Raw genomic sequence first — 24,858 nt, 5'->3', positions numbered from 1 at the left:
GGCCCGCGCCGCCCTTTCCCTTACACGGCCGCGCGCGTATTGAGGAAGATCGAATACAACGAGGTCTGTCCGCAAATGTACAGGCGGTTGCGCCGTGGGCCCCCGAAACAGACATTCGCCACGATCTCACCGATCGGGATCGTGCCGATATGCGTCCCGTCGGTCCCGTAGCAGAACACGCTCCGTCCCGCCGACGTCCAGATGTTGCCATGGATGTCGCAGCGAAATCCGTCATAGAGCCCGTCGGGGCAGGTGGAAAACAGCGAGGGCTCAGCGACCTTGTTTCCCTGCACCTTGTAGGACCAGATCGTCGCGGGCAGCCCGTCGACGTGGGTCGCGCCGGTATCGGCGACATAAAGCAGCTTCTCGTCTGGCGAGAACGCCAACCCGTTCGGCTGCACGCGGTCAGAGACCGCGAGGCTGATCTCGCCGCCCGTTGGATCGATCCGGTACACGTTGGAGGCGCCAATCTCGGATTTGGTCTGCCGGCCCTCGTAATCGCTGTCGATGCCGTAGGTCGGATCCGAAAACCAGATCGAGCCGTCCGATTTCACCACGACATCGTTGGGCGAGTTCAGCCGACGCCCTTCGAACTGCTCGGCAAGCACCGTGACGGAGCCGTCATGCTCGGTCCGGGTGATGCGGCGCATGAAGTGCTCGCAAGTGACCAGCCGCCCCTCGTGATCGGTCGTGTTGCCGTTCGAGTTGAAGCTCGGCGAGCGGAACACCGACACCGATGAATCCGTCTCGTCGAAGCGCATCATGCGGTTGTTCGGAATGTCGGACCAGATCAAATAGCGGCCGGCCGGAAAGTAAGCGGGTCCTTCGGCCCAGCGGCAGCCGCTGGTGAGTTTTTCGAGATTGGCGTGACCAAAGACCAGGCGGGCAAAGCGTGGATCGTGCGTGACATAGGGGAGCATCGTTCCTCCTTCGTTGCCGCAGGTCATGAAGTGCCCGCGTGCCGGTTCCGCTTTTCTTAGCAACCCGAATGTATGAGCGGAATAGTCTTGTACGAGGCCCGCAATCCGCGCGTTGACACCCGACCGCAAATACATACGCTGCGCGTCGCTGCAATGAGACAAGCGCGCGATCAAGGCGCGGAGAAGGAAGAGCAATCCCCCATGGTTTCGCAATCAGCTTTGCCGCGCCGCACACTTGGCCGGACCGGTCTCGAAGTCTCCATCCTCGGGTTCGGAACCGCACCGCTCGGCGATCTCTTTCTCGAGCTCGACGACCACACTGCGATAGCCGCCGCGAGCCGCGCCTTCGAGCTCGGCATCAATCTGCTCGATACATCGCCGCACTATGGCAACGGCCTGTCGGAGCATCGCTGCGGAACGGCGCTCCGACGCGTGCCGCGCAGGGATGTGGTGCTTTGCACCAAGACCGGTCGCTGGATGGATCCGTTTCACCAGCCGGAGACTCGGTCCGGATTTATTGGCGGACAGCCGCACCGGGCCGTCGTCGACTATTCCTATGACGGGACCATGCGCTCGATCGAGCAGTCGCTGTTGCGGCTTGGCACCGACCGGATCGACCTGCTGCTAATCCATGATGTCGATGTGTGGACCCACGGCAAGGACGCGATCGAGGACCGGTTTCGCGAAGCGATGTCCGGGGCCTATGTAGCGCTCGACAAACTTCGTTCCGAAGGTGTGGTCGCGGGCATCGGGATCGGGATCAACGAGGCCGAGATGGGCGTGCGCTTTGCGCAGGCCGGATCCTTCGAGGTGATGCTGCTCGCGGGGCGCTATTCGCTGTTGGAGCAGCCAGCACTCAAGGAGTTCATGCCGCTGGCGCTGAAGCAGGGGATCGCGGTGCTGCTCGGCGGCGTGTTCAATTCGGGGATTCTGGCGACGGGCGCCACCAAGGGCGCCAAGTACAATTATCAGGACGCACCGCCGCAGATCCTTTCGAAGGTTGCCGAAATCCAGCGCGTCTGCGCTGCTCATGACGTGGCGCTGCCGACGGCCGCTCTACATTTTGCGCTCGGTCATCCCGCGGTCGCGAGCGTGGTCCTCGGGGCGCATAATGCGCAGGAGGTCGAGCGGAACGTGGCAGCGCTGACCACCACAGTGCCAGCCGCGCTCTGGAGCGATCTCAAGGACGCGTCCCTGCTGCAATCGGAAGCGCCTGTTCCGGCAGGCCGTAGTTGATCTCGCTGAATGACTCGCCGCTACTTCCGACGGTGACGAGTGGCGCGATCGCGGGGGCGTCGACCGCGCGGACACTGACGGCTAGTTCGATGCCTTGGATGGGATGCCATCGGATATGGCTCCGCCGCGCGGGGCATCTCGCGTTCGGTGCCCGACGAGTTTCGCAAGCTCGCTGAAAAGGACGCATGACCAGCACTCTCCCCGTGTTCGTCGATCGTAGCCCGGCCCGTCCTGACATTCGAAATAGAACCTTGTCATCATCGCCGATACGATGCCTTGACGATTGATGTGCCGGGAACCTGATCCCCTCGACGGCTGAAGCTTTCTAGCTGGTCACCGTCGGGTTTCGAACTGGGACGGGCGAAAGCACATTTTTTCAGAGTCCTCTCCTAAGCATTACGCAGGAGCCTAATGATGGAGCCATCAGAGATTTACAAGGAGAACGCAGACAACTGGGCAACTCTGGCCGAGGGGAATCATCTAAGGATAGTCCGGCTTGCAAGGGGTGCCGGCGCATGGAAGAGGCGTGGCGAGCTTTAGCCGAGGAGCAGGAATGGCTTGATGGGGAAGTGTCCCCCGTCGGGTCAAACCGAGCCGACACAACGAAAACGCCGCCCGGCTAAGGCGGCTATGGGACGTCAGAAAAAGCTGATGAGCATTCCGGCTAAGTGCCGACGGCTTGCGTTTCCACGCAGCTCCGGTCAGCGCGTCACAGTCACCCGTTTGGTGCGCCGCGAGCGAGTGCTGCTGCCAGCTGCAGAGCAATGGGATGAACGGACGGGTCGGCATGACGATGCACCAGCTGCCATTCTGACCCATTATTTGCGGTAGACTTCCGTTACTCGGAGCGATCACTTTGTGTTGGGAAGGCTACCCATCTTGCCTTGTTGCCTCTCAATTGAACGAGAACCACCAGCCTATCCGACGCATAAGTTTGCGCCACTTCCAGGCTGGATTTACTGTTTTTGAAACCGAGCTAGCTCTGCCAATCGCCCAGGGCTAGCGTCGAACGCGTGATTGGCGGGTCCACCGTAGAAGAATGTCGCGAGACCAAGGCCGTTCTCGGATTTTATCGATAGAGCGTCGTGTCCAGGACAAGCTTTCGAAATCTGGCTGCCGACGTCGCGCTACCAGAGGTGATAAAGCGAACCGCGCGCGGTCTTGATGGGGACATTTCGTTTGCGGAGATATCCCGCTCCGCAGACACATATTGCTGGAGCATCCAGGGAGAAGGAAGCAAGAGATGAAGATGATGAAGGGACCCGCGATATTCCTCGCGCAGTTCACAACCGATGTGGCGCCGTTCAACTCCTTCGATACGATCTGCGAATGGGCTGCCTCGCTCGGCTATGAGGGGATTCAGATCCCGAGCTGGGACGGGCGGCTCTTCGATCTCAGCAAGGCCTCGGAGTCCCAGGACTACGCCGATGAGGTCAAGGGGGTAGCAGCTGAACACGGCCTTTCGATCACCGAACTCTCGACCCATCTTCAGGGTCAGCTCGTTGCCGTGCATCCGGCTTATGACGCAGCATTCGACGGCTTCGCCGTGCCGGAGGTGCGCGGCACTCCCAAGGAACGCACCGAGTGGGCCATTGACCAAGTCAAGCGCGCAATTCGCGCCTCAGGACGCCTTGGGCTCACGGCACAGGCGACGTTCTCCGGCGCATTGGCCTGGCCTTATGTCTATCCCTGGCCGCAGCGTCCAGGCGGCCTCATCGAGGCTGCCTTCGATGAGCTCGCCAGGCGCTGGCGGCCGATCCTCGACTATGCCGACGAGCACGGTGTCGATCTCGCCTATGAGATCCACCCGGGCGAGGACCTTCACGATGGCGTCTCCTATGAGATGTTTCTCGATCGGGTCAAGGGTCACAAGCGCGCGAACCTGCTCTATGACCCGTCGCACTTCGTGCTGCAGCAGCTCGACTATCTGGACTACGTCGACATCTATCACGAGCGCATCAAAGCCTTCCACGTCAAGGATGCCGAGTTCAACCCGACGGGTCGCCAAGGCGTCTATGGCGGGTTCCAGCGCTGGGTGGACCGCGCCGGCAGATTTCGCTCGCCAGGCGATGGACAGGTCGATTTCGGCGCGATCTTCTCGAAGCTCACGCGGTACGACTACGACAGCTGGGCGGTGCTGGAATGGGAATGCGCGCTCAAGCATCCTGAGCAGGGCGCGCGCGAGGGCGCCGAATTCATAAAAAGGCACATCATTCGGGTGACTGAGAAGCCGTTCGACGATTTCGCGGGCTCCGGCGCAGACGACCAGATGAACCGCAAGATGCTCGGCATCTCCTGAGCGAGGAGCAACAAATGGCTATTGAGGCAAGCAGCGGGGGCGGCGCTCATGCTCGTATCCGGCTGGGCATGGTCGGAGGCGGTCAAGGGGCCTTTATAGGCGCCGTCCATCGTATTGCCGCGCGTATCGACGACCAGTTTGTGCTGACGGCCGGTGCGTTGGCGTCGGATCCGGCCCGAGCAAAAGCCTCGGCGCGCGAACTCGGTGTCGCCGACGACCGCGCCTATACCTCTTTCGAAGAGATGGCGAAGGCGGAGGCCGTGCGCTCTGACGGCATCGAGGCGGTCTCGATCGTGACCCCCAACCACCTGCACGCCCCGGTCGCCCGGGCGTTTCTTGAAGCCGGCATCCACGTTATCTGCGACAAACCACTCACGACGAGCCTCGCCGAGGCGGAGGAACTGGTTGAACTGGTCAGGAAGACGGGCAAGGTCTTCGTCGTGACGCACAACTACACGGGCTATCCGATGGTCCGACAGGCCCGCGCCATGGTGGCGAACGGTGATCTCGGCGAGATCCGGCTCGTTCAGGCCGAATATCTGCAGGACTGGTTGACAGAGCCGTTGGAAGCGAGCGGCCACAAGCAGGCCGCGTGGCGCACGGACCCGACCCGGTCCGGGGCAGGCGGATGCATTGGTGACATCGGCACCCACGCGTACAATCTCGCTTGCTTCGTCACTGGTCTCGAGCTTGAGGAACTGCTCGCCCAACTTTCGACCTTTGTCGGCGGCCGGCGTCTTGATGACAATGTCCAGATCCTCCTCAAGTGGAAGGGGGGTGCCAAAGGGATGCTCTGGGCGAGCCAGGTCGCGGTCGGCAATGAGAACGGCCTCACGCTGCGCGTCTATGGGACCAAGGGCGGGCTCGAATGGGCACAAGAGAATCCGAATTATCTCTGGTTTGCGCCTTACGGGCAGCCCAAGCAGCTCCTGACGCGCGAGGGTGCCGGGGCCTTAGTCGATGCGCGCCGCGTCAGCCGTGTGCCATCGGGGCATCCCGAAGGATATCTTGAGGGTTTTGCAACGATCTATGCTGAGGCAGCGCGCGCCATTCGTGCCGCGCAGACCGGCAAAGCACCTGACTCCTCGGTGATTTTCCCGACCATCGAGGATGGCCTCGCCGGCGTGAAATTCATCGACGCTGCGGTGAGTTCATCTGCAAGGAATGGCGCCTGGGTTCGAATGATTTAGGTGCCTAGTTCTGTTCAGCCGAACCTGATTGCGTAGCGGCGCCGATCGTGCCTTGCGTTGGGATGCTTCAGGCCGATAGGTTCGCCAGCCCGCTTGACACTCACTACGTATGCGCCGAAAGGCCGATAGCAATCCAAACATGATCATTGGGAGCGTACATTTTGAAAAAGAGGCCCCCGGTTGTTGCGGCCCATTCCGTGGGTTGAACGCAAGTTGGTAACAACAAGGAACCGGGATCTCTTCCGCGCAATCGTGATCTGCTGACCGATCGTGCGCGAAACCCCGCTTTATAGAGCCGCAATTGTGAAAAACCGTTTCACGGAGAGTGCGGCCTCGTTACGGGGGGCCGGGACAGGCGTGCTGCACGTCAAAAAAGTATCAGTTCGCATCTGAAATGGTGGTGGCGTGCCTAGGTACCGGTCGCTACTCTCCGCCGAGAAAGCGCTGAAGGAAATTCAGCCGATAAGGCAGCGGAGGCGGATCACCACAAACCGCTCCGTCCCAAAGGGAGCGAACATGGAACCGGACCTGGAAGTTGTCCAGATACGGCGAGGCGAGTCGTTCAAGGCATGGTCGCACGGCTACCCATTCCACACGGTTCGCTGGCATTTCCACCCGGAGTATGAGCTCCATCAGGTTGTAACCACCTGCGGTCGCTATTTCGTCGGCGATTTTCTCGGCGAGTTCGAGCCCGGCAATCTCGTCCTTACCGGTCCCAACCTGCCGCACAATTGGGTGAGTGATCTGCCGGCGGGAAGTACCATTCCGCTGCGGGGACGCGTCCTCCAGTTCAGCGAAGGATTTATAGGCGACCTGATAAAGGTAATGCCTGAGCTTTCTGGCCTTGCCTCTCTGCTGGAATTCTCCCGCCGCGGCGCGCTTTTCGCCCGCAGCACGAGCGACAAGATTGCCCCGCTCATGGAGGAGATCGTGACGGCGAGCGGCGTTCGTCGGATCGAGCTTTTCCTGATGATTTTGGGAGCACTTTGCCGCGCCCGAAATGCGCGCCCGCTCTCCAGCCCGAATTATCTGCCCGATCCGTCTGGTTACATGTCTGCGGGCATGAACAAGGCGCTCGCCTTCATCCGGCAGAACCTGACGCAGCCTTTCGGTGAAACGGAGCTCGCGGCAATCGCCGGCCAATCGCAGAGCGCGTTTTCGCGCTCGTTCCGTCGGCACACGGGGATGTCACTGGTGCAATACGTCAAGCGGCTGCGTATCAATCTTGCCTGCCAGATATTGATGAGCGACGAGCAGGCTTCCATCACCGACATCTGCTTCGAGGTCGGCTTCAACAATCTCTCCAATTTCAACCGGCAGTTTTTGGCCGAGAAAGGCATGCCGCCTTCGCGCTTCAGGCGATTGCTGGCGCAAAACATCAATACGGCGCACGCAGCCTAGCCGGCGAGGAGAAAAAAGGAGGACGATCACTACGGGAAGAATGACGCGGGCACGCGACAGCGGGTCGCGATAGGAATCGCTTATCCAGGAATTGCCGCGGCTTCGGAGCACCTGCACTCGTCACCGCCAGGGACGAAGCCGAAGGCTCATCTTCAAGGATCAACCACAGCACTCTAGTTCTGGAAAGGAAACTCTGAATGAAAACATTCTTCCCGAAACATACCGGCACACTTGCCTTGGCCTTGTCGCTGTTCGGCACAACGGCCATGTTGTCGCATGCCGCAGAAGTGAAGGGCGCGACCGTTGCTTTCCTGATGCCGGACCAGGCCTCCACCCGATACGAACAACACGACTATCCAGGCTTTGCGGCGGAGATGAAGAAGCTGTGCGACAGTTGCAAGGTGATCTACCAGAACGCAAGCGCGGATGCCGCACGGCAGCAACAGCAATTCAACTCGGTGATTTCGCAGGGCGCCAAGGTAATCGTGCTCGACCCAGTCGATTCGGCCGCCGCGGCCTCCCTGGTCAAGATGGCACAATCGCAAGGCATCAGGGTCATTGCCTATGACCGGCCGGTCCCCGACGCCAAGGTCGATTTCTACGTGTCCTTCGACAATCAAGCCATCGGCAAGGCCATCTCCGAATCGCTGGTCAAGCATCTCAAGGCCGCAAATGCGACCGCGAAGGAGGGCGAAGGCGTGCTCGAAATCAATGGGTCTCCGACCGATGCCGCTGCGGGACTCATTAAGAAGGGTATCCACGAGGGCCTTGATAAGAGCGGCTATCCAATTCTCGCCGAATACGACACGCCGGACTGGGCGCCGCCGAAGGCGCAGCAATGGGCGAGCGGCCAGGTCACCCGCTTCGGCAAGAAGATTCTCGGCGTCGTGGCCGCCAATGATGGCACGGGCGGTGGCGCAATTGCCGCCTTCAAGGCCGCCGGTGTCGATCCGGTGCCGCCGGTGACCGGCAACGATGCGACGATTGCCGCGCTTCAGCTCGTCATAGCCGGCGATCAGTACAACACGATCTCCAAACCCAGTGAGATCGTGGCCGCTGCGGCGGCGCAAGCGGCAGTGAAATTCCTCTCTGGCGAGGCTCCCAAGGCGGAAACCACGCTGTTCAACGCGCCATCGAAGCTGTTCGTGCCGGCGGTCGTCACTCAGGAGAACCTGAAGGCCGAGATCATCGACAAGAAGATCCAGACGGCGGACCAGCTCTGTACGGGCCGATATGCCGCCGGCTGCAAGAAGCTCGGTATCACGCAGTAACTGCGTTCGTCCCGGTCGCTCGCAGCGGCCGGGACGAAAGAGGGGAGGCGCACTAGACATGACGACGATCTCGGATGTCGATCACGCGCAGGGCGGAACGCGCAAGCCGGTCTTGAATCTTCGCGGAATCTCCAAGCATTTCGGCGCCGTGTCCGCCCTGACCGATGTTGATCTGGATGTGCATGCCGGCGAGGTCGTGGCGCTTGTGGGTGACAATGGTGCAGGAAAATCCACGCTGGTGAAGATCCTTGCCGGCGTGCATCAACCCACCTCAGGTACGATTGCCTTCGGCGGCCAGCCTGTCGTCCTGTCCGATCCGGCCACCGCGCTCGGCCTCGGCATCGCCACCGTTTTCCAGGATTTAGCGCTCTGCGAGAATCTCGACGTGGTCGCAAATATCTTTCTCGGCCGCGAGCTCAACCCGCTGCGACTCGACGAGGTCTCCATGGAGCTTCGCGCCTGGACCTTGCTCAACGAATTGTCGGCACGGATCCCAAGCGTGCGCGAGCCCGTGGCGTCGCTGTCCGGTGGACAGCGCCAGACCGTGGCGATCGCGCGCTCGCTGCTGACTGAGCCGAAGCTCATTCTGCTCGACGAGCCGACTGCCGCGCTCGGCGTTGCCCAAACCGCTGAGGTGCTAGACCTTGTCGAGCGCGTTCGCGCGCGCGGTCTCGGCGTCATCATGATCAGTCACAATATGGAGGACGTCCGCGCGGTTGCGGATCGGATCGTGGTCCTGCGCCTCGGTCGCAACAACGGCGAGTTCGAGCCCGACGTGTCCAACCAGGAACTCGTCACGGCGATTACCGGGGCGGACGAAAACTCAGTCTCGCGCCGCGCCAGGCGGCGCCACGCCGATCAGTCGCCGGAGCTTGGGCGATGACCGACGACACGCAGGTTTCGGCGGCGCGGTTGCTCGACCGCAGTGACGAACGGGTCAAGCACGCGGACACGCTTGGAAACACGATCGGCGCCTTTGTGGACCGTGTGCGGGCGGGTGATCTCGGCTCGTTGCCGGTGATCGTCGGGCTCATTGTCATCTGCGCGGCATTCGAGAGCCTCAATCCCGTTTTTCTCGCACCGAACAATTTGGTCAATCTGCTGTTCGATTGTTCGACGGTTGGCGTGATCTCGCTCGGTATCGTCTGTATCTTGATGGTCGGCGAGATCGATCTCTCGGTGGGTTCGGCGAGCGGGTTCTCTTCGGCGCTCGTCGGCGTGCTCTGGGTCGGTCAAGATTGGCCGGTCGTGGTGGCGATCGTCACGGCGTTGCTATTGGGCGCTACCATCGGCGCGCTTTACGCATTTCTGTTCAACCGTCTGGGGATGCCGAGCTTCGTCTCGACGCTGGCGGGCCTATTGGCGTGGCTCGGCCTGCAGCTCTATCTCCTGGGCTCCTCCGGCTCGATCAACCTTCCGTATGGATCGGCGTTGGTCAATTTCGGGCAGATGCTGGTCATGCCGCCGATCGTATCCTATGTGCTGGCGGCGGTCGCGAGTCTGGTTATGTTCCTGACCGGCTACAGAACGGCCGCGCGCCGGCGGGCAGCGGGGCTGTCGGCCAGTTCGCTTGGCCGCATGGTGCTGAAGGCGCTGCTGGTCACGATCGTGCTCGAATTCGTTGTCTATTATCTCAATCTCGGGCGCGGCATTCCCTGGATGTTCGGGCTTTTCGTCGGCTTGTGCGTGATCATGAACTACGCATTCACGCGCACCAAATGGGGACGCTCGATGTCTGCCGTCGGCGGCAATCGCGAGGCGGCCCGTCGTGCTGGCATCAACGTTCGCTGGGTCTATGCGACTGCATTCATGCTATGCTCTATGCTGGCCGCTGCCGGTGGCATTCTGGCCGCAGCGCGGCTGGCATCTTCCAGCCAGCAGGCCGGGACGGGAGATGTGAACCTCAACGCGATCGCCGCCGCGGTTATCGGTGGCACGAGCCTGTTTGGCGGCCGCGGGAGCGCCTATTCCGCACTCCTTGGCGTCATCGTCATCCAGTCCATCGCGAGCGGCCTCACGCTGCTCGATCTATCCTCGTCGCTGCGGTACATGATTACGGGCGGGGTTCTTGCCATTGCAGTCGTCGTGGATTCGCTGGCACGGCGCTCACGCCTCTCCCATGGCCGAGCTTGAATAACTCTCACAAGACAAGGACAAGCCTTGGCCCAGGAACTTGCAGGAAAAGTCGCGGCGATCACCGGCGCCGCATCGGGCATCGGTCTCGAATGCGCTAGAACGCTGATCGGCGCCGGCGCGCGGGTGGTGCTGATCGATCGGGCGGAGGAGGCGCTGAGCAGCGCCTGCGTCGCGCTGGGCGATCAGGCGATTCCGTTACGTATCGACCTCACAGATCCCCTGAGCATGGAGGCGATGATGCCGCAGGTACTGGAGAAGGCCGGCCAACTGGACATCTTTCATGCGAATGCTGGTGCCTATGTCGGCGGCGAGGTGCTTGGCGGCGATCCCGATGCGTGGGACCGCATGCTCAATTTGAACATCAATGCACTATTCCGGTCGATCCATGCGGTGCTGCCACACATGGTCGAGCGCAAGAGCGGCGACATCATCGTGACCAGTTCGATCGCAGGTCTCGTGCCCGTCGTCTGGGAACCGATCTACACCGCCTCCAAGCACGCCGTGCAGGCTTTTGTGCATACTCTGCGCCGGCAGGTCGCCAAGCATGGTTTGCGTGTCGGCGCCGTTGCGCCCGGTCCGGTCGTGACCGCGCTCATCAAGGACTGGCCCAAAGCGAAGGTCGAGGAGGAAATGGCGGCCGGCGGCTTGATGCAACCGGTGGAGGTCGCGCAGGCGGTGCTCTTCATGTTGACGCGCCCGAGAAACGTCACCATCCGCGACATCGTCATTCTGCCGCAGAGCAACGATCTGTAACATCTTCCGATCGGCGATCCTGAGATGACGAAGCAACGCGATAACCGCCATTTCCTTTGGCATCGATGTCGGCACCGGCAGCGCACGGGCCGGACTCTTCGACCGCTCCGGCAGGCTCCTTGCGAGTGACAGCGCCCCTGTTGCACTCTGGCGGGAGCCTGGCGACGTCGTCGAGCAGTCGAGCGAGGATATCTGGCGCGCCGTATGCCGCAGCGTCCGTAGCGCGGTGGTGCAGGCGGGTATCGCGCCGGACAGTATCGCCGGCATCGGCTTCGACGCGACCTGTTCACTGGTGGTGCTTGGCGAGGGGGGCGCGCCGCTGCCCGTCGGGCCGTCCGGCGATCCTGCTCGCAACGTCGTCGTATGGATGGATCACCGCGCCGCCCATCAGGCGCGCCGGATCAACCAGACGGGCGAGAAAGTTCTCGACTATGTCGGCGGAATGATCTCTCCCGAGATGGAGACGCCCAAACTGTTGTGGCTCGCCGAAAACATGCCCGAGACGTTCTCCCAGGCGTGGCAGTTCATGGACTTGACCGATTTTCTCACTTGGCGTGCGACAGGGAGTTTGTCCCGCTCCATTTGTACCGTGACGTGCAAGTGGACCTATCTGGGCCACGAAGACCGCTGGGACGATCAATTCTTCCGCAGCATTGGCCTCGGCGTGCTGCCGGATGAGCAGTTCCGTAGGATCGGCACCGAGATCGTGCCCGGCGGGACCAGGCTGGCAGCGGGCCTGACCGCGAAGGCGGCGGCCGATCTTGGACTCGCGATGGGTACGCCGGTCGCCGCAGGCCTCATCGATGCACATGCCGGCGGCGTTGGTACAGTGGGGGCGCGCGGAGCGGCGGGCACGGTGCTCACGCGAATGGCCTATGTATTCGGAACGTCCGCCTGCACCATGTCGACCACACCAGACCCGTCCTTCGTCCCTGGCGTTTGGGGACCCTATTTCTCCGCCATGGTGCCTGGGCTTTGGCTCAATGAAGGCGGACAGTCAGCCGCCGGCGCTGCCATCGAGCACCTGTTGCAGATGCATCCGAAATCCACGCAAGCGACACAGGCTGCGGGCCAGAAGCAGCAGACGCTTGCCGATTGGCTTGCCTCGGAAATCGAATCCCGCGGCGGTGCCGAAATGCTCCCGGAGTTGGTCGGCGAGCTTCATGTCGTCCCCGAGTTTCTCGGCAATCGCGCGCCGTTCGCCGATCCCGGCGCGCGCGCACTGATTGCGGGACTTGATATGCGTTCGGATCTGGAGAGCCTGCTGGCGCTTTATCTGGCCGGACTTTGCGGCCTCGGCTGCGGAGCCCGGCAGATCGTTCGCGCTCAGCAAGACAAGGGCATTGCGGTGGACACGATCGTGGTCAGCGGTGGTGCCGCAAAGAGCCGCCTCGTGCGGCAGGTCCTCGCCGATATGACGGGTTTGACGGTCGCTGCATCGGCCTCTCCGGAGGCCGTCCTGCTCGGCTCCGCGATGCTTGGATCAGTTGCCTCGGGCGACCATGCCGACCTCAGCGAGGCGATGCAGGCGATGTCGGTTTTGGGGGACATCCATCAACCCCAAGCCGCTTTGGCTGGCTGGGTCGATCGGCGCTTTGGAACTTTTGAGACCCTGCAGCAGGTCGGTCGGGCGATTAGAAGCGCTTCTTAGTCGCTTTGCCGACTGGACCGGGTGTATCCAGGCCCGGCTTGCATCTGACGCCAACAACGCCCGCTGTGCGAGGCGCCATTCGACCTCTTTCATCAATCCTGACACATATGTCATGATAGAAATACAAACGTATAGGCCGGCTCATTGCTTGGCGAGGGAGGGCTGCCCGTGGGTAGGAAAGTCGCGTTCATCGCGGCCTTTTTCGGTGGCGTTGGCATTTATTTACTCTGGCAGGTGGCCCGACAACACGTGATTGATTCAGTAGGCGTCCAATGCCCTATTAGGTTTGGCCGAGGTTAGAAAGCGCGAAGGCGGCAAGCAAACCGACGACAACAAGCACGCCGGCCAGCTTCTGTTCGCCTTCCACAGCTTCCGGCACCATGGTGTTCACCACCATCGTGAGAAGAGCGCCCGCAGCTACGGCACTGACGGTAGCAACGACCTGAGGGGCAGCACCGCCCAAGAAGGCTGCTCCTAAGGAGGCGGCAAGTCCCGAAAAGACGGTGATCGCGGTCCAAAGGCCAAAGATGTAGGTCGCAGAACGACCAGCGGCTCGCATGCCGAGCGCACTCGAAAGCCCTTCCGGGAAATTGGACAGAAAGATAGCGGCGAGCATCGCGATGCTGATACCCTTTCCGCTCAACAACCCCAGACCCAGGACAACGCTTTCCGGAATACCGTCGAGAAGTGAGCCGACGGCAATCGCCAGGCCTCCGCCTTCGCTGGCGTTGACCTGTTGGTCTCCTGATCGCTTGCGCGAGTGCGCGCCTTCTCGGGAGACCGCCCAATCGGCAAGAGCATACGCGGCAGAGCCTGCCATCGCACCCGCAACGATGGGCCAGATGCCGCCTTCCTGGTATCCGTCCTCCAGAAGGTCATAGGCCACGGCCGAAATCAGCACACCGCAGCCGAAAGACATGATGCCTGCAGTAACGTAGCGAGGCATCCTGAATACGAATGCGATCGCTGCTCCCAGGAGCAACGATGAGGCCCCAAGCAGCCCCCAAAGACCCGCAGTGAACCAGATCGGCATGGGAGCTAATGCTACTTTTCGGGGCGTAGCGAGGGCGAGGTTTGCCGGGGTGGTTTTTCCTCTTTTCTATGGCCCTTCTTCGGAAAACCGACGGAATGGCGCTTCAGAGCGGACGCCAGTGCTCTCGCTACTTCGCGGGCGATCTTGCCTGCGGCCATTGCCCGTGCGCCATTTGGCAATGCTCATTCCTCCTCTTGCCGAACGACCCCATGCCGCAACACCCGCATGCTTTAGCCGTTCCGATGGGCCGCTTACACTTTCGTTGAGAATGGTGCGGTTGTGGCTATCCCCCGCTTGCAAAGCCCGGGAAGAGCATCATGCCGCCGTCGATGAACAAGGTAGTGCCAACCACGTAGTCGGCCGCATCTGAAACCAGCCATGCGACCGCTTGCGCGACATCGTTTGGCTCACCGATGCGCCGATAGGGGACCAGTGTCATCAGGCTGTCGTAGGCTTCCCTGGTTTCCCACGCCGGTCGGTTGATCGGTGTACGGATGGCTCCAGGCGCGACGCCATTGACCCGGATTGCCAGCGGAGCAACTTCTTGCGCCAAGCTTCGCATCATCTGCATGACGCCGCCCTTTGAGGCCGCATAGTTCGCATGACCCGCCCAGGGGATCTCCTGATGGACGGAGCTCATGCACACAACTTTCCCAGCTGCCGCGGAGATGTTCTTCACCACACCTCGCTTCTTAAATTCACGAACGGCTTCTCTGGCACAGAGGAACTGGCCCGTGAGATTGACGCCGATGACTTTGTCCCACTGTTCGAGCGTCATGTCGTGAAAGGGCATCACGCTGCAATCCGGCATTGTTGACCACGATGTGCAGCGTTCCAAAATGACCTTTAGCCTTGGAAAACATCGACTGAACGTCGCCCTCGTTGCTGACGTCTGCCTTGATCGTGATCGCCTTGCGGCCAAGCGCCTCGACTTGATGGGCCACGTCGTCCGCTGCTTGTGGGTCAACGACGTAGTTGACGACGACATCAGCGCCAGAAGCCGCGAGTCCAAGGGCCACTGCGCGCCCGATTCCCGAGTTTGCCCCCGTCACTACCGCAGGCTGTCCTTCCAGCACGACGGGAAGGCGAACGGGCCCTAGAGGTCGCTCCTTCGGACTGACCGAGGCAGCAGGATCGATCGGCCTCTCTGTCATGCGTGTCTCCTCGTGGTGCCCTTACTTTCCTGCCCCTTGCTGGGGAGCGCTTTCGTGCTACCCCGATGCTCCGATGGCTTTTGGCGGTGGGTGAGATTGTGAGCCGTGTTCACCAGGGCGATGTGAGAAAAGGCCTGGGGGAAGTTGCCCACCAACCGACTTCGGCCGGTGTCGTACTCTTCCGACAGCAGACCGACGTCATTGCGCAGAGCAAGAAGACGCTCGAACAATGCCTTGGCGTCAGCATCGCGGCCGATCAGGTGATAGGCATCGGCCAACCAGAAGCTGCAGGCCAGAAACATCCCTTCGCCAGGCGGCAGGCCATCCTTGGTCGCCTTCGTATCGTATCGCTGCACAAAGCCGTCCTTGAGCAACTCGCGTTCGATAGCTTCAATGGTCGATATCACCCGCGGATCTTCGGGCGGCAAGAAACCTACCGCCGGGATCAGCAGTAGGGATGCGTCGAGCTGGGACTCTCCCTAGACCTGAACGAACGTCTTTCGCTGTTCATCGTAGCCGCGTTGGCAGACATCTTTCTGAATGGCGGCGCGCTGCACTTTCCACTCGTCTACGGGACCGTGCATCCCGAACTCGTCGGCCGATTTGATGGCTCGATCGAAAGCGACCCACGCCATGATCTTCGAATAGGTGAAATGCCTGGCGCCGCCCCGCACTTCCCAAATACCTTCATCCGGCTCTGCCCAAAGTCCTTTGAGGTGATCGAGCAGGGCACATTGGATCGCCCAAGCTCGCTTGTTCTCGCGCATGCCGCCTCGGCGGGCCTGGTATAAGGCGTCCATCAGCTCGCCTTAGACATCAAGAAGCTGGGTGTGGGCCGCATTCCCAATACGCACCGGTTTTGAGTTTTCGTATCCCGACAGCCAGGGCACCTCCCACTCGGTTAGCCTGCGCTCTCCTGTGACGGCGTACATGATTTGCAACTGCTTGGGACTTCCGGCCACGGCGCGGATGAGCCAGTCTCGCCAGGCGCGCGCCTCGTCGTGGTAGCCGGCCCCCATAAGCCCAACAGGGTCAGCGTGGCGTCCCGGACCCAGCAGAAGCGATAATCCCAGTTGCGAGAGCCACCAATTTGCTCCGGAAGCGAGGTCGTGGCCGCCGCCACAATGCCGCCGCTGGGTCCGAACGTCAGGGCCTTGAGAGTTATGAGAGATCTCAGAACCTGGCCCGAATATGGCCCGGCCGCTTCACAGCGGCTGGACCAATCGCGCCAGAAACTTTCTGTACGATCGAGGAGAAGCGACGGATCGTCAGGGGACGCTGGATCTTCATACGATGTCTGGTAGGAGAGAACAAAGGCAGCGCGTTGGCCCGGTTCGACGGAGAACGCGCCGACTGTCTTCATCGATTTGCCGTGCAGCGGCACCCCCGTTCTAAGCACCAGCATGGACGCTCCCGCGACCAAGCTGACCGCATCATCCTCCAGGCGGCTCACCCAGGGTACACTGATCCCATAGTCGAACCGTGCGACCAGCTCGCTCCGCAGCTCGACCGATCCTTCGAGGCCCTCAACGATCCTGACGGCGTTCGACACGCCCGTCTTGGGGGGCATGAAGTCAATGAGACGTGCACGGCCTGTCTCCGTCGCGAAGACGGTCTCCAGGATCAGCGTGCCTGGTCGGTAGCGACGCTCGCTCGTATATCCTTCGACCGGGCGAAGGCTCCAACATCCGTTCTTCTCGAAGATTACGCGCTTATTGGTGATTGCGAGACCGGCGCACTAGTCGGGCGCGACGGCTCAATCGATTGGCTCTGTTTCTGCCGATCGGAATGATCGGCCTCAGGCAGGGACATCACCGCGGCGTAGAGTTCGGCAGGAATGCCGCGCCTGTCGCCCAGGGGCTTTGAGCACCATTCCACCCATCGATCAAATGCATCCGACATGTGGCTCACCTCCTCGACTTCGCGCGGAATGGACTGTCCATGGTGAAGGCGTCCGGCGCGATCCCGCTTTCGATGCGCTTCCATGTCACGGGCGCAGCGATCGGAAATCCCTCTCGGGCTCGCGGGGAATAAGTGCCGATGGCGGTGGTACCGCGGCCATTGCGCAGATAATCTAGGAAGATGCGATCGCGACGCTTTGCCTGCGCAGACAGGAGGTAGCGGTCTGGATGGCGCGCGGTGAGGGCGGAGACCAGCTGATGCGCCACCCGATGCGCCTTGTCGTGTAGTACCGGCTGATCCAGTGGCGCCATCAGATGAATTCCTTTGCCGCCGGTGAGCTTGGGCCAGGTCTCGAACCCCTCGCAATGATCGGCCTTGGGGTGGCCGCGGCATTGACGGCTGGATTGAAGTCCATCGTTCTCTGGTTTCCGAGCGAACGCGTGGCTTTGATGAACGGCTACATGGTCATGCTGGGTTCGCTCGGAGCGGTGACCGCGACAGCTCCCGCCGAACATTTGATCGCCTGGATGGGCTGGCGACCGCTCTTTGAAATCCTGGCGGCGGCAACCGGCGCCACGGCCGCGCTCATCTATATCGTGGTTCCTGAACGAGCCGTCATCCCGCCAACAGGATTAACGCCCGGCACACTGAGCTCCGTCTTCGGCGATCAGCGTTTTTGGCGAATTGCCCCGTTGTCAGCCACTTGCGTGGGATCGGCCTGGTCTCTGCAAGGATTGTGGGCGGCGCCGTGGCTAACCGACGTCGGGGGGTTTGATCGTGCGAGTGTTGTCGCACAGCTATTCACAATGTCGGTCGTCCTTTGTGGCGGTGCCTGGTTGTTCGGCATGACGGTCCATTACACCAAGCGAAGAGGAATCGGGACGGAGCCGATATTGGCGATCATTTCCGAAGTGTTTATCGCTGCTGAGTTAGCGTTGATGCTGCGAGCGCCGTTGCCGTCCATCTTGCCCTGGTCTCTGATCGCAATTGTCGGAACGGCAACCGTGGTCAGTTTCGCAGTGATAGCGGACTACTTCCCGCCGGAGCTTGCCGGTCGTGCCAATGGTGCCTTGAACGTCTTGCACTTTGGCTGGGCATTTTTGGCCCAATTCGGGACAGGCCTGATTCTGGAGCAATGGCCGACGGTAGATGGCCACCGAACTGTCCTGGCGTATCAGGTCGCGTTCGGTGCCAACGTGGCGGTACAGATCACCGCGTTCGTCTGGTTCACTCTACCATGGTTTGGATCCTCCGGGCGACGGATGGGTTCAATTCCGCTCTTCCAGCCTGCTAGCGTTTCCGACAAGGCCGAAACGTTCATGCCGTACGAACAATTGCTCGTGGTCATGCCGGCGGATGCCGATGCGGAGTGGTGAACCACGTCGTCGGTAAGTTTGTCGACGTACCATCAGCGTTCAGCAGCGCTCCGGTTCGCCTCGCTCGAGTGCGAAGTATGAGATTTCGGTCTTTCTTTTTCCACGCCAATCTACGCTTAGCGTAAGCGCTTGTTGCGCCAAATCCATTGGTGCTTTTCTAATCAACCCATCTGAGAACGCTCCAGACGTTCTCATTCGGTGGGGACGGTAGTGGCAATCCATTCTATTCAATCGGAAGCGAATTCGCGCGGGGCGCGAATGCTGCGGAGCGCACTTGGCGCGGCGATCGCCGGCTACCTGGAAGACGACGCTATCGTCGAGGTGATGCTCAATCCCGATGGGCGGCTTTGGATTGACCGACTGTCGAGTGGCTTGGTTGACACTGGCGAAACCTTGTCTGCCGCGGACGGCGAGCGCATCGTTCGTCTGGTGGCTCACCATGTAGGCGCGGAGGTGCACGCAAGCTCACCACGCGTCTCGGCCGAACTTCCCGGAACCGGCGAACGGTTCGAAGGCCTGTTGCCTCCAGTCGTTGCTGCTCCTGCCTTCGCTATCCGTAAGCCAGCGGTCGCCGTCTTCACGCTGGACGATTACGTCGCTGCCGGCACCATGACGTCCGGGCAAGCCCAGGCCCTGAGGAGTGCGGTCGCCACTCGCAAGAATATCCTGGTGACCGGTGCTACCTCGACCGGCAAGACGACACTAACCAATGCTCTTCTGGCCGAGGTGGCGAAGACCGTTGATCGCGTCGTCCTGATCGAAGATACGCGTGAACTTCAATGCAAAGCGCCCAATCTCGTCGCGCTACGGACCAAGGATGGCGTAGCCACTTTATCTGACCTTGTCCGCTCCTCGCTTCGACTGCGTCCTGACCGCATCCCAATTGGCGAGGTCCGAGGGGCCGAAGCTCTCGACCTTCTCAAGGCCTGGGGCACCGGGCACCCTGGCGGCATCGGCACTATTCATTCGGGTAGTGCGCTCGGTGCCCTGCGGCGACTTGAGCAGTTGATCCAGGAAGCGGTCATTACGGTTCCGCGGGCCCTGATCGCCGAGACCATCAACCTCGTCGCCGTGCTCGCAGGTCGCGGCGCTGACCGTCGCCTCGCTGAACTCGCCCTTGTCACAGGGCTTGGCGCCGCCGGCGACTACAGCCTTTCACCAGCAGGAGACTGACATGCGTCCACGATTCCGTACTCTTCGAGAAGCTGCTTTGCTGGCGATTGCCAGCCCGGTTGTGCTGACGACAGCGCCCGCATGGGCTGCGGGCTCGAACATGCCGTGGGAGCAGCCGCTCAATCAGATCCTGCAGTCGGTCGAGGGGCCGGTCGCGAAGATCATCGCGGTCATCATCATCGTCGTGACCGGGCTCACGCTCGCGTTCGGCGATTCATCCGGTGGCTTCCGCAGGCTGATCCAGATCGTGTTCGGTCTGTCGATCGCGTTCGCCGCCTCGAGCTTCTTCCTGTCGTTCTTCTCTTTCGGTGGCGGCATGGTGATCTGATGGACGAGGCGGTCCTACGTTTTGTCGTGCCCGTTCACCGTGCGCTTACCGAGCCGATTCTGATGGGTGGTGCGCCGCGGGCGGTCGCGATCGTCAACGGCACGTTGGCGGCCGCCCTCGGCCTCGGACTGCGGCTCTGGATCGCAGGTCTTGTCCTTTGGTTCATCGGCCACATGGCCGCCGTCTGGGCCGCCAGGCGCGATCCCGCCTTCGTCGATGTCGTGCGGCGACATCTGCGCATTCCCGGTCATCTCAACCTCTGAGTTCTCGGTCATGATGAACCTTGCCGAATATCGCCATTCCAACGCGCGTCTCGCCGATTTCCTGCCTTGGGCTGCCCTGGTCGATGAGGGCATCATCCTGAACAAGGACGGCTCCTTCCAGCGGACAGCGAAGTTCCGTGGACCCGACCTCGACAGTGCGGTGTCGGCTGAGCTTGTCGGTGTCGCAGGGCGTCTGAATAATGCGTTGCGTCGTCTCGGCTCCGGCTGGGCCGTCTTCGTTGAGGCCCAGCGCCATTCTGCTGGTAGCTATCCACCGAGCACCTTTCCGGATGTCGCGTCCGCGCTGGTTGACGCCGAGCGCAGGGCTCAGTTCGAGGAGGCCGGCGCCCACTACGAGTCCAGCTACTTCCTGACCTTGCTCTATCTGCCTCCGGAGGAGGGCGCAGCCAAGGCAGAGCGACTGCTCTATGAAGGGCGCGATCGAACCGTTGGAGCAGACGCACGCGAGGTACTTCGCGGCTTTGTCGATCAAACCAGTCGCGTGTTCGGGCTTCTCGAAGGGTTCATGCCAGAATGCGCCTGGCTCGATGATCAGGCAACGCTGACCTATCTGCACTCGACGATTTCGACCAAACGTCATCGCGTTCGCGTGCCCGAAATTCCCATGTACATCGATGCGCTGCTGGCGGACCAGCCGCTGACCGGCGGTCTCGAGCCGATGTTGGGCTCGGCCAATCTGCGTGTTCTCACGATCGTCGGATTTCCGGGCGCGACGACGCCTGGAATTCTGGATGACCTCAATCGCCTGCCATTCTCGTACCGCTGGTCGACGCGGGCGATCATGCTCGACAAGACCGATGCCACCAAGCTTTTGACCAAGATCCGCCGGCAGTGGTTTGCCAAGCGGAAGTCGATCGGGGCCATCCTCAAGGAGGTCATGACCAACGAGGCGTCGACGCTGCTCGATACCGACGCCCACAACAAGGCGCTTGATGCCGACGCGGCCCTGCAGGAACTGGGTTCGGACCAGATCGGGCAGGCCTTTGTCACCGCGACCATCACGGTCTGGGACGGCGATCCCAATGCTGCAGATGAAAAGCTCCGCCTGGTCGAGAAGGTCATTCAGGGCCGCGATTTCACCTGCATGATCGAGACGGTGAACGCTGTCGAAGCCTGGCTCGGCAGTCTGCCCGGGCATGTCTACGCCAATGTGCGGCAGCCGCCGGTTTCGACTCTCAACCTTGCCCATATGATTCCGATGTCGGCCGTGTGGGCGGGCGAGGCGAGGGATCTGCATTTTGGCGGTCCACCGCTGCTGTTCGGCAAGACCGAGGGATCGACACCGTTCCGGTTTTCGCTGCACGTCGGTGACGTCGGCCACACCCTGGTGGTCGGGCCGACAGGTGCGGGCAAGTCGGTCCTGCTGGCGCTGATGGCAATGCAATTCCGCCGCTACCCGAACTCCCAGGTGTTTGCGTTCGATTTCGGTGGATCGATCCGCGCCGCCGCGCTCGCCATGGGCGGCGATTGGCATGATCTCGGCGGTGCCTTGTCCGACGGAGGCGATCAGCCCGTCGCACTGCAGCCACTGGCCTGGATCGACGATCCGTCGGAGCGCGGCTGGGCCACCGAATGGGTCGGTGCAATCCTGGCACGCGAAAGGGTCGAGATCTCCCCGGAGGTCAAGGACCATCTGTGGTCGGCACTGACGTCTCTCGCGTCAGCGCCGAGGGGGGAACGTACGCTTACGGGCCTCTCAGTCCTCTTGCAATCGAACGCCCTGAAACGCGCCCTGCAACCCTATTGCCTTGGCGGTTCGTCCGGGCGCCTGCTTGATGCTGAATTCGAGCGCCTCGGCGAGTCCTCCGTGCAGGCGTTCGAGACCGAAGGGTTGATCGGAACGAGCGCGGCCCCGGCCGTGCTGGCGTACCTGTTCCATCGCATTGGAGATCGGCTCGACGGCCGTCCCACGCTTCTCATCGTCGATGAAGGGTGGCTCGCCCTCGACGACGAGGATTTTGCCGGCCAGCTCCGGGAATGGCTGAAGACGCTTCGCAAGAAGAATGCGTCCGTTATCTTCGCCACCCAGTCGCTTTCGGACATCGACGGCTCGGCTATCGCGCCGGCGATCATCGAGAGCTGCCCAACACGCTTATTGCTGCCGAACGAACGGGCCATCGAACCTCAGATTACGGCCATCTACCGCCGCTTCGGCCTCAATGATCGCCAGATCGAGCTTCTGAGCCGGGCAACGCCCAAACGCGACTATTACTGCCAGTCTCGTCGCGGCAACCGGATGTTCGAACTCGGGCTTGGCGAAGTTGCGCTCGCATTCACCGCAGCCTCCTCCAAGACGGAGCAGGCGACCATCGCACAGCTCCTCGCCGAGCATGGACCTGATGGCTTCGTGCCGGCCTGGCTCCAGCATCGCGGCGCCGCCTGGGCCACGGACCTGATTCCGAGTCTCGTCAATCTGGAGAAGTCGCAATGAGGCGCCTTGGTCTATTCGCCGCCGCTGGCAGCATCGCCCTGACCCTTTGCATCGCGGCGCCCGCACGAGCGCAGTGGATCGTCTTCGATCCCAACAACTACGTGCAGAACGTGCTGACTGCCGCGCGCGAGCTGCAGCAGATCAGCAACCAGATCACCTCGTTGCAAAACGAAGCGCAGATGCTGATCAATCAGGCCAGGAATCTGGCAAGCCTGCCGTATTCATCGCTCCAGCAACTGCAATCCTCGATCAAGCGGACCCAGCAGTTGCTGGCCCAGGCCCAGAGGATTGCTTACGACGTCCCGCAGATCGACCGCGCGTTCTCGACCAGCTATGCACCGGCCAGCGGCAGCCTATCCAATCAGGTGCTGATCAGCAACGCTCAATCGCGCTGGCAAAACTCGGTGGCCGCGTTGCAGGACGCGCTCCGGGTCCAGGCCGGCGTCGTGAGCAACCTCGATATCAATCGCGTCCAGACATCGGCGCTGGTGACGTCGAGCCAGGGTGCCAGCGGCGCCCTGCAGGCGACCCAGGCCGGCAATCAGATCCTCGCGCTTCAGGCGCAGCAGCTCGCCGATCTCACCGCCACTGTCGCGGCACAGGGCAGGGCGCAGAGCCTTGAAGCGGCGCAGCGCGCGGCAGCTCAGGACCAGGGGCGCGAACAGCTCCGGCGATTTCTGACGCCGGGGCAGGGCTATCAATCCCAGGACGTGCGGATGTTTCACTGATGACCGACACAGGCCCATTCAAGGCGTTGTCGCTACTCATTTCAGTCGGGGTGCTGGTGGTCGCAGGCTGCGCAATTCACCTCCGTGGCGGGGAAGAAACCTCTGCGTCACCAACGGCAGAGCAGACCAAAGACGTCGATCGTTCCGACCTCGCCCGCTGCCGCACCATCTCTTCGGAAGATGCAGCGGACTATCAGCATTGCCAGAAGGTCTGGGCCGAAAACCGCCGTCGCTTCTTTGGCAAGCGGGACGGTGCTGCCGCCGCAGAAACCGGCGTGATAGCCGCGCCAAAAGATCAGAGCCGGATGCCGCAGCGATATCCGGCCGCCGAACTGCCCGAGGAAAATAAACCATGACAGGCACCGGCATCATCGACCAGTTCCTTGAAACGTTCACCCGCTATATCGACAACGGCTTCGGGCTTTTGGGCGGCGAGGTCGGGTATCTCGCGACAACGCTTGCCGCCATCGACATCACGCTTGCCGCGTTATTCTGGAGTTGGGGCACGGACGAGGACATCATCGCGCGTCTCGTCAAGAAAACGCTGTTCGTTGGGGTCTTCGTCTATCTGATCGGCAATTGGAACAACCTCGCACGGATCGTCTTCGAGAGCTTTGCCGGTCTCGGACTGAAGGCATCTGGATCAAGTATTTCGGCCTCCGACTTCCTGCGGCCGGGAAAGATCGCTCAGGTCGGACTCGATGCGGGTCGGCCGATGCTCGATTCGATCTCGAACCTGATGGGCTACATCAGCTTCTTCGAGAACTTTGTCCAGATCGTCGTCCTCCTGTTCGCCTGGATCATGGTTCTGCTGGCCTTCTTCATTCTGGCGATCCAGCTCTTCGTCACGCTCATTGAGTTCAAACTCACGACGTTGGCGGGCTTCGTACTCATCCCCTTTGGCTTGTTTGGCAAGACGGCCTTCGCGGCGGAGCGGGTGCTCGGCAACGTCATATCCTCCGGGATCAAGGTTTTGGTCCTGGCCGTCATCGTGGGCATTGGCTCAACCTTGTTCTCACAGTTCACGTCGGGTTTTGGCGGCGCGCAGCCAACGATTGAAGATGCGATGACGCTGGTGCTCGCGGCCCTGTCCTTGCTGGGCCTCGGTATCTTCGGTCCGGGAATCGCAAATGGCCTGGTCTCAGGCGGACCCCAGCTCGGCGCCGGCGCCGCGATTGGGACGGGCATTGCTGCCGGCGGCGTTGTTGCAGCGGGTGCCGGCCTTGCCGCCGGTGGCGCTGGTCTGGCTGGTGGTGCGCTCGCAGGTGCGGGGCGCGGTGGAGCTGCCATCGTGAGTGGCGCATCCGCGGCGTATCGAAGCGGCGGCCTTGCCGGTGTCGCGGAGGCGGGTGGCTCGGCTGCCATGAGCCCGTTGCGTCGAGCCGCGGCCGCATTCGCCGGCAGCGGTCAGGCGAGTGAGCCGGCCGCAAGTACGTCCACCGAGGGGCAGCCCGATTGGGCGCGGCGCATGAAACGCGCCCAGACCATTCGGCACGGCGCGTCGGCGGCCGGCCACGCGGTGCGCTCCGGCGATCATAGCGGCAGCGGCTCTTCTGTCGATCTCTCGGAAGGAGAGCGCTGACGCGCAGCTA

21 protein-coding genes and 2 pseudogenes are annotated in these 24,858 nt (G+C 61.7%); 17 read left to right on the top strand and 6 right to left on the bottom strand.

All coding sequences use genetic code 11. The features are described 5' to 3' along the window. Nucleotides 1–20 precede the first annotated feature (20 nt). A complete protein-coding gene (locus BRA1417_RS0130920; RefSeq protein ID WP_027519103.1) occupies nucleotides 21–920 on the bottom strand; it encodes an SMP-30/gluconolactonase/LRE family protein in 900 nt (299 codons plus the stop codon). Between the two features lie 201 nt (nucleotides 921–1,121). On the opposite strand from BRA1417_RS0130920, the gene BRA1417_RS0130915 reads away from it, so the two are divergent. From BRA1417_RS0130915 to BRA1417_RS0130875, 9 genes are all read left to right on the top strand, one after another. Then, nucleotides 1,122–2,156 (top strand): aldo/keto reductase, encoded by a 1,035-nt coding sequence (locus BRA1417_RS0130915; RefSeq protein WP_027519102.1) that lies wholly within the window; start codon nucleotides 1,122–1,124, stop codon nucleotides 2,154–2,156. A 1,243-nt stretch (nucleotides 2,157–3,399) separates the two neighbouring features. Continuing rightward, complete coding sequence (locus tag BRA1417_RS0130910; RefSeq protein ID WP_027519101.1) at nucleotides 3,400–4,455, top strand: sugar phosphate isomerase/epimerase; 1,056 nt, start codon at nucleotides 3,400–3,402, stop codon at nucleotides 4,453–4,455. Between the two features lie 14 nt (nucleotides 4,456–4,469). Next, complete coding sequence (locus tag BRA1417_RS0130905; RefSeq protein WP_027519100.1) at nucleotides 4,470–5,645, top strand: Gfo/Idh/MocA family protein; 1,176 nt, start codon at nucleotides 4,470–4,472, stop codon at nucleotides 5,643–5,645. A gap of 516 nt (nucleotides 5,646–6,161) precedes the next feature. Then, complete coding sequence (locus BRA1417_RS0130900; protein ID WP_027519099.1) at nucleotides 6,162–7,046, top strand: AraC family transcriptional regulator; 885 nt, start codon at nucleotides 6,162–6,164, stop codon at nucleotides 7,044–7,046. 197 nt (nucleotides 7,047–7,243) lie between these two features. Further along, nucleotides 7,244–8,317, top strand: a complete 1,074-nt coding sequence (locus BRA1417_RS0130895; protein ID WP_027519098.1) for a sugar ABC transporter substrate-binding protein — start codon at nucleotides 7,244–7,246, stop codon at nucleotides 8,315–8,317. Nucleotides 8,318–8,375: 58 nt separating this feature from the next. After that, nucleotides 8,376–9,200: an ATP-binding cassette domain-containing protein gene (locus BRA1417_RS0130890; protein ID WP_156948995.1), complete on the top strand. Its 825-nt coding sequence runs from the start codon at nucleotides 8,376–8,378 to the stop codon at nucleotides 9,198–9,200. Then, on the top strand, nucleotides 9,197–10,450 hold the full coding sequence (locus BRA1417_RS0130885) for a sugar ABC transporter permease (RefSeq protein WP_027519096.1): 1,254 nt from the start codon (nucleotides 9,197–9,199) through the stop codon (nucleotides 10,448–10,450). Before BRA1417_RS0130890 ends, BRA1417_RS0130885 begins: the two co-directional genes overlap by 4 nt. A gap of 27 nt (nucleotides 10,451–10,477) precedes the next feature. Then, nucleotides 10,478–11,206 carry an SDR family oxidoreductase gene (locus BRA1417_RS0130880; RefSeq protein ID WP_027519095.1) on the top strand — a complete coding sequence of 243 codons (729 nt, stop codon included), beginning with the start codon at nucleotides 10,478–10,480 and terminating at the stop codon, nucleotides 11,204–11,206. Between the two features lie 40 nt (nucleotides 11,207–11,246). After that, on the top strand, nucleotides 11,247–12,857 hold the full coding sequence (locus tag BRA1417_RS0130875) for an FGGY-family carbohydrate kinase (protein WP_027519094.1): 1,611 nt from the start codon (nucleotides 11,247–11,249) through the stop codon (nucleotides 12,855–12,857). A gap of 280 nt (nucleotides 12,858–13,137) precedes the next feature. On the opposite strand, the gene BRA1417_RS0130870 is transcribed toward BRA1417_RS0130875, so the two are convergent. From BRA1417_RS0130870 to BRA1417_RS0130845, 5 genes and pseudogenes are all read right to left on the bottom strand, one after another. Continuing rightward, nucleotides 13,138–13,890, bottom strand: a complete 753-nt coding sequence (locus BRA1417_RS0130870) for a ZIP family metal transporter (protein ID WP_027519093.1) — start codon at nucleotides 13,888–13,890, stop codon at nucleotides 13,138–13,140. A 283-nt stretch (nucleotides 13,891–14,173) separates the two neighbouring features. Next, nucleotides 14,174–14,683 (bottom strand): SDR family oxidoreductase, encoded by a 510-nt coding sequence (locus tag BRA1417_RS46365; RefSeq protein WP_371260009.1) that lies wholly within the window; start codon nucleotides 14,681–14,683, stop codon nucleotides 14,174–14,176. Further along, on the bottom strand, nucleotides 14,589–15,044 hold the full coding sequence (locus BRA1417_RS46360; RefSeq protein WP_371260008.1) for an SDR family NAD(P)-dependent oxidoreductase: 456 nt from the start codon (nucleotides 15,042–15,044) through the stop codon (nucleotides 14,589–14,591). The genes BRA1417_RS46365 and BRA1417_RS46360 overlap by 95 nt, the downstream gene beginning before the upstream one ends. Then, nucleotides 15,041–16,407: pseudogene (locus BRA1417_RS44375) on the bottom strand (glycoside hydrolase family 15 protein). Before BRA1417_RS44375 ends, BRA1417_RS46360 begins: the two are co-directional and overlap by 4 nt. 544 nt (nucleotides 16,408–16,951) lie before the next feature. Further along, a pseudogene (locus tag BRA1417_RS0130845) lies at nucleotides 16,952–17,308 on the bottom strand (DNA ligase D); the annotation flags it as partial. Here BRA1417_RS0130845 and BRA1417_RS41080 point away from each other — a divergent pair. The 8 genes from BRA1417_RS41080 to trbL all read left to right on the top strand — a co-directional run bounded on the left by BRA1417_RS41080 (nucleotide 17,261) and on the right by trbL (nucleotide 24,848). Then, nucleotides 17,261–18,322: an MFS transporter gene (locus tag BRA1417_RS41080; RefSeq protein WP_084462311.1), complete on the top strand. Its 1,062-nt coding sequence runs from the start codon at nucleotides 17,261–17,263 to the stop codon at nucleotides 18,320–18,322. The pseudogene BRA1417_RS0130845 and the gene BRA1417_RS41080 overlap by 48 nt on opposite strands. 258 nt (nucleotides 18,323–18,580) lie before the next feature. Beyond that, nucleotides 18,581–19,495 carry a P-type conjugative transfer ATPase TrbB gene (trbB, locus tag BRA1417_RS0130835; protein WP_027519088.1) on the top strand — a complete coding sequence of 305 codons (915 nt, stop codon included), beginning with the start codon at nucleotides 18,581–18,583 and terminating at the stop codon, nucleotides 19,493–19,495. A 1-nt stretch (nucleotide 19,496) separates the two neighbouring features. Then, nucleotides 19,497–19,823 carry a TrbC/VirB2 family protein gene (locus tag BRA1417_RS0130830; RefSeq protein ID WP_027519087.1) on the top strand — a complete coding sequence of 109 codons (327 nt, stop codon included), beginning with the start codon at nucleotides 19,497–19,499 and terminating at the stop codon, nucleotides 19,821–19,823. Further along, nucleotides 19,823–20,086: a VirB3 family type IV secretion system protein gene (locus BRA1417_RS0130825; protein ID WP_027519086.1), complete on the top strand. Its 264-nt coding sequence runs from the start codon at nucleotides 19,823–19,825 to the stop codon at nucleotides 20,084–20,086. The genes BRA1417_RS0130830 and BRA1417_RS0130825 overlap by 1 nt, the downstream gene beginning before the upstream one ends. 10 nt (nucleotides 20,087–20,096) lie before the next feature. Next, nucleotides 20,097–22,538 (top strand): conjugal transfer protein TrbE, encoded by a 2,442-nt coding sequence (gene trbE / locus BRA1417_RS0130820; protein ID WP_027519085.1) that lies wholly within the window; start codon nucleotides 20,097–20,099, stop codon nucleotides 22,536–22,538. Further along, nucleotides 22,535–23,266, top strand: coding sequence for a P-type conjugative transfer protein TrbJ (gene trbJ, locus BRA1417_RS0130815; protein ID WP_027519084.1), 732 nt, complete (start codon nucleotides 22,535–22,537; stop codon nucleotides 23,264–23,266). Before trbE ends, trbJ begins: the two co-directional genes overlap by 4 nt. Next, entirely contained in the window at nucleotides 23,266–23,622 is a 357-nt protein-coding gene (trbK-alt, locus tag BRA1417_RS0130810) for a putative entry exclusion protein TrbK-alt (protein WP_027519083.1), read from the top strand. Before trbJ ends, trbK-alt begins: the two co-directional genes overlap by 1 nt. Next, entirely contained in the window at nucleotides 23,619–24,848 is a 1,230-nt protein-coding gene (trbL, locus tag BRA1417_RS0130805; RefSeq protein ID WP_027519082.1) for a P-type conjugative transfer protein TrbL, read from the top strand. Before trbK-alt ends, trbL begins: the two co-directional genes overlap by 4 nt. Nucleotides 24,849–24,858: the final 10 nt, after the last annotated feature.

Origin of the sequence: Bradyrhizobium sp. WSM1417 (assembly GCF_000515415.1) — a bacterium.
Lineage (GTDB): Bacteria > Pseudomonadota > Alphaproteobacteria > Rhizobiales > Xanthobacteraceae > Bradyrhizobium.
This window is presented reverse-complemented; position numbering and strand designations above follow the sequence as displayed.